The sequence below is a fragment of the Sphaerisporangium sp. NPDC088356 genome, from assembly GCF_040685555.1.
Lineage (GTDB): Bacteria > Actinomycetota > Actinomycetes > Streptosporangiales > Streptosporangiaceae > Sphaerisporangium.
In genome coordinates this window covers 1-12,454 of sequence record NZ_JBFBIK010000009.1, presented here as the reverse complement: position 1 = coordinate 12,454, position 12,454 = coordinate 1, and the positions used below count along the sequence as shown (strand labels likewise).

Annotated in this window: 15 protein-coding genes and 1 riboswitch; of the genes, 5 read left to right on the top strand and 10 right to left on the bottom strand. The window is 67.7% G+C overall.

The window, feature by feature from the left end:
- Positions 1–83: 83 nt before the first annotated feature.
- Both AB0O34_RS05855 and AB0O34_RS05850 read left to right on the top strand, forming a co-directional pair.
- Entirely contained in the window at positions 84–293 is a 210-nt protein-coding gene (locus tag AB0O34_RS05855) for a DUF397 domain-containing protein (RefSeq protein WP_363913061.1), read from the top strand.
- A 90-nt stretch (positions 294–383) separates the two neighbouring features.
- Positions 384–791: a GNAT family N-acetyltransferase gene (locus AB0O34_RS05850; protein ID WP_363913059.1), complete on the top strand. Its 408-nt coding sequence runs from the start codon at positions 384–386 to the stop codon at positions 789–791.
- A gap of 78 nt (positions 792–869) precedes the next feature.
- On the opposite strand, the gene AB0O34_RS05845 is transcribed toward AB0O34_RS05850, so the two are convergent.
- Both AB0O34_RS05845 and AB0O34_RS05840 read right to left on the bottom strand, forming a co-directional pair.
- The gene (locus AB0O34_RS05845) at positions 870–1,304 is read right to left on the bottom strand and encodes a type II toxin-antitoxin system VapC family toxin (RefSeq protein WP_363913057.1); all 435 of its coding nucleotides are present in this window, start codon (positions 1,302–1,304) and stop codon (positions 870–872) included.
- The gene (locus AB0O34_RS05840; protein WP_363913055.1) at positions 1,301–1,630 is read right to left on the bottom strand and encodes a prevent-host-death protein; all 330 of its coding nucleotides are present in this window, start codon (positions 1,628–1,630) and stop codon (positions 1,301–1,303) included. The genes AB0O34_RS05845 and AB0O34_RS05840 overlap by 4 nt, the downstream gene beginning before the upstream one ends.
- 163 nt (positions 1,631–1,793) lie before the next feature.
- Here AB0O34_RS05840 and AB0O34_RS05835 point away from each other — a divergent pair, with 163 nt between their 5' ends.
- On the top strand, positions 1,794–2,432 hold the full coding sequence (locus AB0O34_RS05835) for a TetR/AcrR family transcriptional regulator (RefSeq protein WP_363913053.1): 639 nt from the start codon (positions 1,794–1,796) through the stop codon (positions 2,430–2,432).
- Between the two features lie 78 nt (positions 2,433–2,510).
- Here the strand turns inward: AB0O34_RS05835 and AB0O34_RS05830 are convergent, their stop codons facing one another.
- From AB0O34_RS05830 to AB0O34_RS05805, 6 genes are all read right to left on the bottom strand, one after another.
- Entirely contained in the window at positions 2,511–2,645 is a 135-nt protein-coding gene (locus AB0O34_RS05830; RefSeq protein ID WP_363913051.1) for a hypothetical protein, read from the bottom strand.
- Between the two features lie 340 nt (positions 2,646–2,985).
- A complete protein-coding gene (groL, locus tag AB0O34_RS05825; protein ID WP_363913049.1) occupies positions 2,986–4,611 on the bottom strand; it encodes a chaperonin GroEL in 1,626 nt (541 codons plus the stop codon).
- A gap of 387 nt (positions 4,612–4,998) precedes the next feature.
- On the bottom strand, positions 4,999–5,199 hold the full coding sequence (locus AB0O34_RS05820) for a cold-shock protein (protein ID WP_248960783.1): 201 nt from the start codon (positions 5,197–5,199) through the stop codon (positions 4,999–5,001).
- Between the two features lie 341 nt (positions 5,200–5,540).
- On the bottom strand, positions 5,541–5,816 hold the full coding sequence (locus AB0O34_RS05815) for a MoaD/ThiS family protein (protein ID WP_363913046.1): 276 nt from the start codon (positions 5,814–5,816) through the stop codon (positions 5,541–5,543).
- Between the two features lie 13 nt (positions 5,817–5,829).
- Positions 5,830–7,122, bottom strand: a complete 1,293-nt coding sequence (thrC, locus tag AB0O34_RS05810) for a threonine synthase (RefSeq protein WP_363913044.1) — start codon at positions 7,120–7,122, stop codon at positions 5,830–5,832.
- A gap of 14 nt (positions 7,123–7,136) precedes the next feature.
- Positions 7,137–7,298, bottom strand: a riboswitch (SAM riboswitch).
- A 149-nt stretch (positions 7,299–7,447) separates the two neighbouring features.
- A complete protein-coding gene (locus tag AB0O34_RS05805; protein ID WP_363913042.1) occupies positions 7,448–8,002 on the bottom strand; it encodes an RNA polymerase sigma factor in 555 nt (184 codons plus the stop codon).
- 163 nt (positions 8,003–8,165) lie between these two features.
- Here AB0O34_RS05805 and AB0O34_RS05800 point away from each other — a divergent pair, with 163 nt between their 5' ends.
- Together AB0O34_RS05800 and AB0O34_RS05795 are read left to right on the top strand one after the other, a co-directional pair.
- Entirely contained in the window at positions 8,166–9,593 is a 1,428-nt protein-coding gene (locus AB0O34_RS05800; RefSeq protein ID WP_363913040.1) for a trehalose-6-phosphate synthase, read from the top strand.
- Between the two features lie 127 nt (positions 9,594–9,720).
- The gene (locus tag AB0O34_RS05795; RefSeq protein ID WP_363913230.1) at positions 9,721–10,974 is read left to right on the top strand and encodes an MFS transporter; all 1,254 of its coding nucleotides are present in this window, start codon (positions 9,721–9,723) and stop codon (positions 10,972–10,974) included.
- Positions 10,975–11,038: 64 nt separating this feature from the next.
- Here the strand turns inward: AB0O34_RS05795 and otsB are convergent, their stop codons facing one another.
- Together otsB and AB0O34_RS05785 are read right to left on the bottom strand one after the other, a co-directional pair.
- Positions 11,039–11,869 carry a trehalose-phosphatase gene (gene otsB / locus AB0O34_RS05790; RefSeq protein WP_363913228.1) on the bottom strand — a complete coding sequence of 277 codons (831 nt, stop codon included), beginning with the start codon at positions 11,867–11,869 and terminating at the stop codon, positions 11,039–11,041.
- Positions 11,870–11,915: 46 nt separating this feature from the next.
- A complete protein-coding gene (locus AB0O34_RS05785) occupies positions 11,916–12,230 on the bottom strand; it encodes a DUF3263 domain-containing protein (protein ID WP_363913038.1) in 315 nt (104 codons plus the stop codon).
- Positions 12,231–12,454 lie beyond the last annotated feature (224 nt).

Genomic DNA, 12,454 nt, shown 5'->3' with positions numbered 1-12,454 from the left:
CCCAAAGGCGGCAAGACGTCGACACGTCCCCCCACCAAGGGGCAGGCCACGGCCATCGATGCCGGCTGGAGTGAACCCGTGTTGTGAACCACGGGCCGATCGGTCGGATGGTGGCGACCGGGCGCAAGAGCACCTACAGCGCGGCCAACGACAACTGCGTCGAGGTGGCCAAGCTTCAGGGGGGCGGCCGGACCGTGCGGGACAGCAAGAATCCGAGCGGTCCGATGCTGCGCTTCACCAGCACCGAATGGCAGGAGTTCATCCATGGCATGAAGTCCGGCGAGTTGCGCTGACCAGCGCTCAAGCGCTGCCGCCGACCACGCCTTGCTACGTTGACGTTCATGACCAAAGCAGCGGAAACGGAACTTGCCATACGGAACGGTGTGGCCGAAGACGTCCAGGCGGTGCTGGCCTTCTGGCTCGAAGCCGCTGAAGGGACCGATCGGCATGACAGCGCTGAGAGCGTGCGCCGGCTGATCGAGCGTGATCCGGAGGCGTTGCTGGTCGCCGAGGTGGGCGGGCGGATGGTGGGCACGCTGATCGCCGGGTGGGACGGGTGGCGCTGCCATCTCTACCGGCTGGCCGTCGATCCCGCGCACCGCCGCAAGGGCATCTCCCGCATGCTGCTCGACGCGGCCGAGAGACGCTTCGTGGAGTACGGCGGGATGCGGGCCGACGCCATGGTCCTCCACGACAACACCCTCGCCCACCACGCCTGGACCGCCGCGGGTTACGTACGCCAGGGGGAGTGGGGGCGGTGGGTCAAACCACTCGGGTCGCGGCGCTCCTGACGCCCGCGTCGCCCGTAAGGGTGAGCGATGGCCATGCCAAAGAGCGAAAACGACCTTCGGCGGCGACCTCGCGAATCGTTACCTGCCGCTGTGTGGACGGTCTTGGGGATGGGTGACCGGTTCTACGCGAACCAGGTGCTCCAGCCCTTTGAAGTCATCAGGATTGACGGTGTACAGAGGCAACCGGTTGGCGACCGCGATTGACGCGATCAGCAAATCAGCGATGTTTCGCCGTGGGTTTCGACCTGCCGCCAGAACAGCCGCGTACACTCTGCCGAAAGCTCGTGCGGCTGCTGTGTCGAAAGGGATCGGTTCGAACTCCGACTCAGCGCGGGTGAGAATGTCCTGGCGACCGGCTTGTTCTTGTGGATCGTCGGTGGCGAGCGGGCCTGCTGAGAGTTCCGCCAGGGTTATGGCGCTGATGGCCTGCTCTAGTGGCAGCTCACGCTGGTCGAGACCTTCCATGAGGATGAGGATGTTGGTGTCGAGGAGCCCTCGTGTCGCGACCGTCACGAGTTCTCCTCCCCCGGCGCCGCAGCGGACCGCCCTTGACGGCGGGCGCGATCGTAGGGGTCGTCATTCACATCGTCGAAGATGGCGCGGACATCCTCTCGGAACTTCTTGTCGTCGATCGCAGGAGCTCCGGCGAATACGGCAGCGACACGTTCCCGAGGGACGAATGTTCGCCGGCGGCCGATGGGCGTGACGGTGGCGATCTGGTGCCCGTTGCGCATGAGAGTGAAAGATTCGCCGTGCTCTATGGCGTCCATGATCTCGCTGGCACGATTCTTCAGATCACGCTGATTGATCTCTGGTAGCTCGTGCGCCGGGTAGGTCATGGACACATCATACGACCATGTCCCACGGCGTGGCACATCATGGGACATGGTGGCGAGATCAACTCGTGTGCCGATCCAGCGAGGGTCCCACACAGACCACTGACGTCAATGGAGTGGCGCCATCCTTGGTGCCGCTCTATTTTTCCTACCTAGGATCGTGGCCATGGGAGAACAGCTCGGCCTGCGGGAACGTAAGAAGCGAGAGACCCGGCAGCGCATCGCCGACAGGGCCATGGGGCTCTTCATGACCCGTGGCTTCGACAACGTGACCGTGGCCGAGGTGGCCCGGGTGGCCGACGTCTCCGTAAACACGGTTTTCAACTACTTCAAGACCAAAGAAGACCTTTTCCTCGACCGCACGGACGTCGTGGAGGACCTGCCGAGCCAGGTCATCCGGGAGCGCCGGCCGGGCGAGTCGGTCGTCGCCGCGCTGCGCCGCGACTTCCTCACCGCGCTCGACGAGCGTCACTGGCGCATCGGGCTGAACGAGGGTTCCGAGGTGTTCAACCGGCTGGTCAAGGACAGCCCGTCGCTCGTCGCACGGATACGTGAGCTGGGCGAGCACCAGGAGGAACTCCTGGCCCGCACCCTCGCCGAGGAAACCGACGCCGACCCTGACGACATCACACCCTGGGTGATCGCCGCCCAGCTCTGCGCGGTCACGCGGCGGCTGGTGGCGCATGCCGTACGGCGCAAGATGGCGGATGAGAGCATCGACAAGATCGTCCCCGACCTTCGCGTGCAGGCGGAGCGCGCATTCGACCTGCTCGAAAGGGGCATCGGCGACTACGGCGCCCGCTGACCGTACACCCGGCCCACGGGGAAGGAATCGGCTGCCTCCCCCGCTTGTCCGGCCGTCGCAGACGCGGCTACTCGCGATCTACAGGTCGAGCTGGTACTCGAAGGTCGTGTGCGTCGGCACGTAGCCCAGCGCGTCGTTGATGCGCCTCATGTACGGGTTGCTGTCAGCCGTGTCGGCCAGCAGGCCGCCGAGGTCGGGGTAGCGCTCCATCATGAGGAGGTGGAAGTGTCAGAGCCCTGGTGCGGCTGCTCGACCGTCATGCGCATCTGCTGCACACCCCCTCGTCGATGGCGCCGGTCCGGTGTGACGGACGGCCCGATGAACCTACGTGCTCCACCACACGGCCGCAACACATTTCGGCCTCGTCTCTGCCCTTCAGGTGAACGCAGCCCACTGATCGTGCAGAAAAGTCGACCTAGCCGTACGACAGCGCTGATCAGGCGGGCGCGGTCGCGGTCGTCTCGGGTGTTCCGAGCCAGGTGAGCGCCAACGCCAAAGGGCCATCCCCGGTGGATCCGGGGACGGCCCTTTCAGTGACTTGCGAGCCGGAGGCTCAGAAGTCCATGTCACCGCCGCCGGGCATGGCGGGAGCGGCAGGGGTCTTCTCGGGCTTCTCGGCGATGACCGCCTCGGTGGTGAGGAACAGAGCCGCGATGGACGCGGCGTTCTGCAGCGCCGAGCGGGTGACCTTGGCGGGGTCGATGATGCCCGCCTCGAGCATGTTGACATACTCGCCGGTCGCGGCGTTGAGGCCGAAGCCCACCTCGATGTTGCGCACGCGCTCGACCACGACACCGCCCTCAAGGCCGGCGTTGATCGCGATCTGCTTCAGCGGCTCCTCGAGCGCCTTGCGGACGATCGCGGCACCGGTGGCCTCGTCGTTGAAGAGCTCCAGCTTGTCGAACGCCTTGGCGCCCGCCTGCAGCAGAGCCACGCCACCGCCGGGCACGATGCCCTCCTCGACGGCCGCCTTCGCGTTGCGAACGGCGTCCTCGATGCGGTGCTTGCGCTCCTTGAGCTCGACCTCGGTGGCCGCGCCGGCCTTGATGACGGCGACGCCGCCGGCCAGCTTGGCGAGGCGCTCCTGGAGCTTCTCGCGGTCGTAGTCGGAGTCGGTGTTCTCGATCTCGGCGCGGATCTGGTTGACCCGGCCGGAGATCTGCTCGGGGTCACCGGCGCCGTCGACGATGGTGGTCTCGTCCTTGGTGACGATGACCTGGCGCGCGCGGCCGAGCAGGTCGAGCGTGGCCGTCTCGAGCTTGAGGCCCACGTCCTCGCTGATGACCTGGCCACCGGTGAGGATGGCGATGTCGCCGAGCATGGCCTTGCGGCGGTCGCCGAAGCCGGGGGCCTTGACGGCCACGGACTTGAACAGGCCGCGGATCTTGTTGACGACCAGGGTGGCCAGGGCCTCGCCCTCGACGTCCTCAGCGATGATCACGAGCGGCTTGCCGGCCTGCACGACCTTGTCGAGCAGCGGAAGCAGGTCCTTGTTGGCCGACACCTTGGAGTTGACGATGAGGATGTAGGGGTCGTCGAGGACGGCCTCCATCCGCTCCGGGTCGGTCACGAAGTAACCGGAGATGTAGCCCTTGTCGAAGCGCATACCCTCGGTGAGCTCGAGCTCAAGGCCGAAGGCGTTGCTCTCCTCGACGGTGATGACGCCTTCCTTGCCGACCTTGTCCATCGCCTCGGCGATCATCTCGCCGATCTGCGTGTCGCCGGCGGAGATGGAGGCGGTCGAAGCGATCTGCTCCTTGGTCTCCACGTCCTTCGCGAGCTTCGAGAGCTCCTCGCTGACGCGCTCGACGGCGGCCTCGATGCCCTTCTTCAGGGACATCGGGTTGGCGCCGGCGGCGACGTTGCGCAGGCCCTCGCGCACGAGCGCCTGGGCGAGCACGGTGGCGGTGGTGGTGCCGTCACCCGCGACGTCGTCGGTCTTCTTCGCGACCTCCTTGACGAGCTCGGCCCCGATCTTCTCCCAAGGGTCCTCGAGCTCGATCTCCTTGGCGATCGAGACGCCGTCGTTGGTGATCGTGGGAGCGCCCCACTTCTTCTCCAGCACGACGTTGCGGCCCTTGGGACCCAAGGTCACCTTGACGGCATCGGCGAGCTGGTTCATACCACGCTCGAGACCGCGCCGGGCGTCCTCGTTAAACGCGATCATCTTGGCTGCCATACGGCTAGACCTCCCAGATACAGGGTGGCTTGCAGCGGATCGAGCCGACGCCCGCGACGGCATGTAGACCCCGCGACTTCACGACACCTGTCGCCGTGAACCGCCAGGCCCCATCGCCTCGATCCAGGTTTGTCACTCTCGACAGGAGAGTGCCAACGAACTGTTTAGCACTCTACCCTGCCGAGTGCAAGCGACAACCCCTATGACCTGGGAGGCACAAGGATTTCTCTGACCGTATGCCGAATATTGGACCTGCCCTCACGTGCGGGAAAGTACGGACATGACGGAAGGCTCGGCCCGTCTTCCTGCATGACGAACCGAACCTTCCGGCTACTGACCGAGAGAGACCAGTGGATCTTCGTCGACGACCGGACGGGGCCGGTGTCGTCACACAGTCCGCACGGACTCCGCCTGTGGACCCTTCTGGCCCTGTGTGATCTCGAACTCCACCCGCTGACCCTGCTCAAGGGACCGGTATCCCTCGGACATGATCGCTGAGTAGTGGACAAACACGTCCTTACCACCGTCTACCGCGATGAAGCCGTAGCCCTTGTCCGCGTTAAACCATTTGACGGTGCCCTGCGCCACTTTCCGACTCCTCTTGCTGGGCTCCGGACCCCACCCACTCCTCCGCGAGGCCCGTGACCTTCGGAACCGAGACGCATGCGAACTCCTCGGCCACGTCGATCGTTCTCGACCATACCTGTGGCAAGGCTTGGCGCAACAGAGTCAATCATCAAACTACTTCTTGACGTTCGCTGTAAGCAGGACGTCACTTTTCCGCCCGCGCTTGGTTTAGTTGAGGATTACACTACCCGCAAGAGTCAGTAAGAACTTCTATTATGATAGTCAGGCCGTTCCAGGCCCCCCTGGGCATGCCAACGCCCACGCGTCCCAGGGACACGTGGGCGTTGAGGGGAGCCTGAGGGTCAGCCGCCGGCGACCGCGGGGATCACCGAGATCTGCGCGCCCTCCGGGGTGGCGGTGTCAAGACCGTCCACAAAACGGACATCCTCTTCTCCGACATATACGTTGACAAAACGGCGAATCTTGCCCGTTTCGTCCAGAATGCGGGCGCCGATTCCGGGGAAGTCGGACTCCAGCTTCTGCAACACCTCGCGAAGCGTCGCGCCTTCACCGTTCACCTCCGCAGCACCATCGGTGTACGTACGGAGAATCGTCGGAATCCGCACAGAAACGCTCATTTATCGTGACCTTTCAGGAGTTATCGGCGATAGCCGTGCGGAATGCGTCGAGTGAGGGGCGGATGACCGCGGTCGGCCGGGCCTTGTCGGAGACCGCGTCGAGGGTCTTCAGGCCGTCCCCGGTGTTGAGCACCACCGTCTCGGCCTCCGGGTCCAGGAGGCCGTTCCGCACCAGCTTGCGGAGCACTCCCACGGTGACGCCGCCGGCGGTCTCACCGAAGATGCCCTCGGTGCGGGCCAGCAGGTGGATCGCGTCGACCACCTCGGCGTCCGTGACGTCCTCGACCGCTCCGCCCGTGCGGCGGGCGATGTCCAGGACGTACGGCCCGTCGGCCGGGTTGCCGATGGCGAGCGACTTGGCGATGGTGTCCGGCTTGACCGGCTGGACGATGTCGAGACCGGCCTTGAAGGCGGACGACACCGGCGAGCACCCCTCGGCCTGCGCTCCGTAGATCTTGTAGGGCTTGTCGTCGACGAGCCCGAGCTTGATGAGTTCCTTGAAGCCCTTGTCGATCTTCGTGAGCTGGGAGCCCGAGGCCACCGGCACGATGATCTGGTCGGGGATCCGCCATCCCAGCTGCTCGGCGATCTCGTAGGAGAGGGTCTTGGAGCCCTCACCGTAGTAGGGGCGGAGGTTCACATTGACGAAGCCCCACTTGTCGCCCAGCGGGTCGCCGATGAGCTCCGAGCAGAAGCGGTTGACCTCGTCGTAGGTGCCCTCGATGCCGACCAGGCGCCCGCCGTACACCGAGGCCATGACGATCTTGGCCTCTTCGAGGTTCGACGGGATGAACACGCAGGAGTCCAGACCCGCACGTGCCGCGGCGGCGCCGACGGCGCCCGCGAGGTTGCCGGTCGACGAGCACGACAGGGTGTGGAAACCGAAGTTGCGTGCCGCCTCAAGGGCGATCGCGACGACCCGGTCCTTGAAGGAGTGGGTCGGGTTCCCGGAGTCGTCCTTGACGTGCAGGCTGCGGATCCCCAGCTCACGGGCGAGGTTGTCGGCCTTGACCAGCTTGGTCCAGCCGGGCGCCAGGTTGGGCTTGGAGATGACGTCGGCGGGCACCGGGAGAAGCGAGCGGTAACGCCAGATGTTCTGCGGGCCCGACTCGATCTGCCGGCGGGTCACCGAGGTGCGACCGGCGTCGGGGGTGTCCCAGGTGTAAGCCACTTCGAGTGGCCCGAAACACTCGATACAGGCGAAGATCGGTCCGAGGTCGTAGCGAGTGCCACATTCGCGGCAGGAGAGCGCGACGGCGGGGCCGAAGTCGAGTGTGGTCGTTGTCTCAGCTGTTGCGAGCGCCATGAAGCGAGGCCTTTCCCTCATCTTCGCCCGGACCACCTTGATCACGGGCCGGAATTGGCACCTGTCCCGGCTGGTCTTCTGGTCGGTTGCCGCGCCATTCGGAGACGCGTGTGACCACAGCCGGGAGGGTTGCCGGGGCTTCGCAGGGCCGGTCCCTCCACCCCTCTGGATGAGCAATATGAAGTTGTGATCCCGCCGATGTTACAGGCAGGACAAAAGAACTGTACCTTGCCCGCCAGCGGGCCCGGTCGATCGTCTCACCAATCGAGACGAACAAGTATCATCACCACACGATCGGAGTGACCGCGCGGTGGGATCGCGACTATCACTTGTAGGCGTCGCCGAGAGCCGCCTGCACATACTTGCGGGCCTGGTGGATGCGCGATTTGGCGGTGCCCAGGGGGATGCCGAGCTGCTCGGCGACCTCGTTGTAGTCGAGCTGGCAGATGTCGCGCAGCACCAGCGCCTGCGCCAGGTCGGGCTTGTCGGCCTCCAGGGCCTCCATGGCGTCGAGCAGGTCGAGCCGCGAGCCCGCGATGACGCTCACCCTGCGCGGGTCGGCGCGCATGTCCGGAAGCTCCTCGGAGGTCTGCTCCGCGCCCCGGCGTTTCAGCGTGCGGTAGGTAGTGCGCGCGCAGTTGGCGGTGACGATATGCAACCAGGTGGAAAAACGTGCCCGCCCTTCGAACCTTCCGATATTGCGGGCGACGGCCAGCAACGTATCCTGGCAAGCCTCCTCCGCGTCCTGGTGGTAGGGCAGGAGCCTCGCGCAGTGGCGGAGCACGTCGGGCTCGATGCGGCGGAGGAGCTCTCCGAGGGAGCGGTGGTCACCTTGGGCGGCGGCGCGGGCCAGCTCTTCGGTCGTCTCGTCAAGCGCCATGCCGGAGCTCCCCTCGACGGTCTGCACTTTGCCTCGACCGGACCATCAGCCCATCTTATTGGGAGCGTTAAATTAATTTAATCCGCGGCCGGGTGCGCATCACAGCGGAGATGAACGGCGAGGGACCACCGCCACATGGCGGGCGAGGAGTGGTGATGGGCAGATGAACACTGTTCTGCTGGCCTCCAACAGGGGCCCGGTGTCGTTCACACTTGCCGACGACGGTGCGCTGACCATGCGCAGGGGCGGAGGCGGCATGGTCTCCGGCCTCTCGGAGGTCGCCAAGGACACCAACGTGCTCTGGGTGTGCGCCGCGCTCTCCGACGGCGACCGCAGCGCCGTACGGCTCGCGCCGAGCGGGCGCCTCGACCAGGCGGGCTACGACACCGGCCCGGTGCGCATGCTCGACATCCCGCCCGCGACGTTCCACCGCGCGTACAACGCCGTGGCGAACTCCACGCTGTGGTTCGTCAACCACCTGCTCTACGACATCCCGAACTCACCGCAGTTCGACATGCGGTTCCGCAGGGAGTGGGAGTCCTACCAGGATTACAACGCGGCGTTCGCCCTCGCACTGGCCGAGGAGGCCGCGCACGGCGCCCGCGTGATGATCCAGGACTACCACCTGACCCTCGCCCCGGCGATGCTCCGCGTCGAGCGCCCCGACCTGCGCATCGCCCACTTCTCCCACACCCCGTGGGCTCCGCCCGAGTACTTCTCCCTGCTGCCCGACGACATCTCCGCCGAGCTGCTGTCGGGCATCCTCGGCGCCGACCACGCCGGCTTCCTCGCCACGCGCTGGGCCTCGGCCTTCATGGACTGCTGCGAGACCCTGCTCGGCGCCCAGGTCGACCGCGTCGAGCGCACCGTCGCCTACGAGGGCAGGACCACGCGCATCGGCGTGCACGCCCTCGGCGTCGACGGCGACGCGCTGTGGGCCCGCGCCCTTGAGCCCGACGTCGAGTCGCACATGACCGCCCTCCGCGAGCGCGTGGGCGACCGCAAGCTCATCGTGCGCATCGACAGGACCGAGCTGTCGAAGAACATCGTCCGCGGCCTGTCGGCCTACAAGCAGTTCCTGACCGACCATCCCGAGTGGCACGGCAAGGTCGTGCACCTGGCGTTCGCCTACCCGTCGCGGCACGACCTGCCCGAGTACCGCGAGTACACCGCGGCCGTGCAGCGCTGCGCCAAGGAGATCGAGGACGTCTTCGGCGGCGAGGACTGGGATCCCCTGATCCTCAACGTGGACGACGACTACGCCCGCTCCCTCGCCGCCTACCGCATGGCCGACGTGCTGCTGGTGAACCCCATCCGAGACGGCATGAACCTCGTCGCCAAGGAGGGCCCGATCCTCTCGCCCCACTGCGCGCTGGTGCTGTCGAGGGAGGCGGGCGCCGCGGCCGAGCTCGGCGCCGACGCTCTCCTGGTCAACCCGTACGACGTCTCCGGCACCGCGAACGCCCTGCACGAAGCGCTGATGCTTCCCGAGGAGGAGCGAGCCAAGCGCGGCACCCGGCTGCGCGCCGCCGCGACGGCGCTGCCCCCGAGCCGCTGGTTCGCCGACCAACTGGCCGCCCTCGAACGCTGACCCGTCTTTCGTGACCCGGCTCCCCTGAAACGGGACCACCCGGCCCGAGTGAACCCCCGTCGCCTGCCCCTGGAACGCCGCTCTTTCGAGTGCCGGACTCCTTGCCGTCTGGGCACGTTCCTTGTGAATAGTCCGGTGGTACCTTCATGACCGTTCGAGTGTTCCGAGGCACGGGGGATCAGTGAGCTCGACCACGTCCGCACGACCGCGCGCCCGGCTCACCAGAGACCGTCCGACCTGGCTCATCTACCTGCAGCTCGCGACCTTCTCCACCTACCTGTACGGGCTCTCCGCCGCCCTGCCGCTGCTCCGCATCGACCAGGGGGTGTCCCAGGCCGTCGCGGGGCTGCACGGCACCTCCATGGCCGTCGGGAGCATCATCAGCGGCATCGCCATGCCGCGCCTGGTCTCCAAGGTCGGCAGGCGCCGGGCCACCTGGCTGGGCCTGGCCGTGATGGCCTGCGGCGTCGTGCTGGTCGCGCTCACAACGGCGCTGCCCGTCACCCTGCTCGGGTTCGGCCTGGCGAGCGGCGGCGGCTCCATCACGCTCTACGTGGGCATGTCGATGCTGAGCGACCACCATCGAGCGGCCGGTCCCGCGGCCATCAACGAGGCCAACGCGGTGGGCGTCACCGTCGGCATCGGCGTGTCCTTCCTCATCAGCGTGCTCGCCGGAACCCCGCTCGGCTGGCGGGCCGGCATCCTCATCACGCCCATCGCGGCGCTGCTCCTGCTCGCGTTGATGGGCCGGGTGTGGGTGCCGGCCCTCCCGACGGCCGGCGACCACCCGGAGGCCGGCCCCACCCGCGCCGCGGACGCCCCCTACGGCTGGCGCTTCCACGCCGCCTGCGGGGTGCTGTTCTGCCTGGTGGCCATGGAGTTCCTCTTCAACGTCTGGGCCGCCAAGCTGCTGGCCGACCAGACGGGCATGACCGCGGCGGCGGCGGCCACCGGGCTCACCGCGTTCACCGCCGGCATCGCCGTGGGCAGGTTCGCGACCGGGCGGCTGGCCCTCCGCATGGACCCGACGCGCATGCTGTCCGGCGCCCTCGTGGTGACCCTGACGGGCTGGTCGGTCTTCTGGTTCAGCGCCCATCCGGTGATCTCGTACGCGGGCCTGGTCCTGAGCGGGCTCGGCATCGCGGTGCAGTTCCCGCTGGGTCTCGCCAGGGTCCTCGCCATGTCGGGCGGCCGGGCCGCCCAGGCGAGCGCGGCGGCCTCCATCTGGACCGGGGTCGCCGTCGGCGTCGGGCCGTTCGCGCTGGGCGCCCTCGCCGACGGCTTCGGCACCCGCATGGCGTTCCTCGTTGTCCCGTTGCTGATAGCCCTCGCGATCGCCGGCATCGCACTCTCGCGACCGCCCGCGACGACCCCCGCCTGATGCCTCGGTAAGTGCCCGCGCACCTGAGGCCTCGGTCAGTGCCCGCGCGCGCCAGAGGCCTCGGTCAGTGCCCGCGCGGGCTTCTCTCCGCGACCGCGTCGGCCAGTGCCGACAACAGCGCCGCGACCCCGGCCGGGCCGTCCACGACGAGGTCCGCGCGCTCGGCGAGCGCGGTGACCTCCACGGAGGCGCTACACACGGTGACGCCCGGCAGCCCGGACAGCCGTACGGCCTCGAACGCCGCGAGGTCGCCCAGATCGTCCCCGGCGAACAGCACGGACCGCGCGAAACGCTCGGCGAGGAACCCTCCGAGGGCGTGCCCCTTGTCCATCCCCGCGGGCCGCAGTTCCAGCACCAGCCGTCCCGGCTCGACGAGCAGGCCGCTCTCGGCGGCCAGCTTCGCCAGCGGCTCGCGCAGGACGAGAAGCGTCCCCTCCGGGTCCGGGGCCCTGCGGGTGTGGACGGCCACCGCCCTGCCCTTGTCCTCGATCGTCACTCCCGGCTCCGTCCCGTCGGTGAGGGTGACGCCGAGCAGGGCCAGCAGACCAGGCAGCGCGGCGCGCACGCGCTCGACCCCGGGTGGCGGTGGCGGGGACATCACCTGGCCGTCCTCCCAGCGTTCGAGCCCGTACTGGCCGAGCACCACCAGCCCGGGCACGTCCGCGAGACCGGGCCCGCCCGGCACCTCGCCGTAGGCGATGGCCGTCGCGGCCGGGCGTCCGGTGACGATCACCACGCCGCCCACCAGGCCGCCGAGGCGTACGAGCGCGGCGGCGGCGTGCGGGTCGACACGGGCGTCGGCGGGGTCGGGGACTATAGGGGCGAGCGTGCCGTCGAAGTCGAGACCGACCACCGCCCCCGCGGGGTCGGCCTTGATGGCGGCCAAACCTGCGATATCTGGCAATACATCATGAGTCACGCGTGGAGCAGTACCCCAGGGATCAGGGGCGCATGCCCAGACGGCGTGCCGCGCGCTCGCGCTGGCGGGATGCACGCAGCCGCCGCAGCCGCTTCACCGTCATCGGATCGTGGGCCAGCGCCTCGGGACGGTCGACCAGCTGGCCGAGCAGCTGGTAGTAACGCGTCGACGAGATGCCGAAGGTCTCGCGGATGGCCTGCTCCTTGGCGCCCGCGTAGCGCCACCACTGGCGCTCGAAGGCGAGCAGCTCGCGCTCGCGGTCGGTGAGGTCTCCGGGCGTGTGGGGGGCGGATGGTTCCTCGGGATCGCTGTCACCGTGGTCGGGTGCGGTGTCCATGCTGTCCTCCTCGGTCGGGCACGCGGAGACGTCGGCGGCGAGCCGGGCAGGGGGGAGCGGGAGACGAGCGAACGAGCGCCCGGGCGAGCGCGACCCTGAGCCACGACGCGCGCATGCGGCCCGTGGCCATGGTAGTCGGGAATTCGCGGCTGTTCATGACAGTTCGGGAGACGTACAGTCACCCGAAGCGCCCGAGGCGCTTCCGAGGGACGTGCAGGTCAAGG

What these genes read in the sequence shown, in the direction of transcription:
- AB0O34_RS05800 (WP_363913040.1), top strand. Translation starts at nt 8,166, where the DNA reads ATGAACACTGTTCTGCTGGCCTCCAACAGGGGCCCGGTGTCGTTCACA.
- AB0O34_RS05840 (WP_363913055.1), bottom strand. Translation starts at nt 1,630, where the DNA reads ATGACCTACCCGGCGCACGAGCTACCAGAGATCAATCAGCGTGATCTG.
- AB0O34_RS05805 (WP_363913042.1), bottom strand. Translation starts at nt 8,002, where the DNA reads ATGGCGCTTGACGAGACGACCGAAGAGCTGGCCCGCGCCGCCGCCCAA.
- AB0O34_RS05815 (WP_363913046.1), bottom strand. Translation starts at nt 5,816, where the DNA reads ATGAGCGTTTCTGTGCGGATTCCGACGATTCTCCGTACGTACACCGAT.
- AB0O34_RS05785 (WP_363913038.1), bottom strand. Translation starts at nt 12,230, where the DNA reads ATGGACACCGCACCCGACCACGGTGACAGCGATCCCGAGGAACCATCC.
- thrC (WP_363913044.1), bottom strand. Translation starts at nt 7,122, where the DNA reads ATGGCGCTCGCAACAGCTGAGACAACGACCACACTCGACTTCGGCCCC.
- AB0O34_RS05830 (WP_363913051.1), bottom strand. Translation starts at nt 2,645, where the DNA reads ATGATGGAGCGCTACCCCGACCTCGGCGGCCTGCTGGCCGACACGGCT.
- groL (WP_363913049.1), bottom strand. Translation starts at nt 4,611, where the DNA reads ATGGCAGCCAAGATGATCGCGTTTAACGAGGACGCCCGGCGCGGTCTC.
- AB0O34_RS05835 (WP_363913053.1), top strand. Translation starts at nt 1,794, where the DNA reads ATGGGAGAACAGCTCGGCCTGCGGGAACGTAAGAAGCGAGAGACCCGG.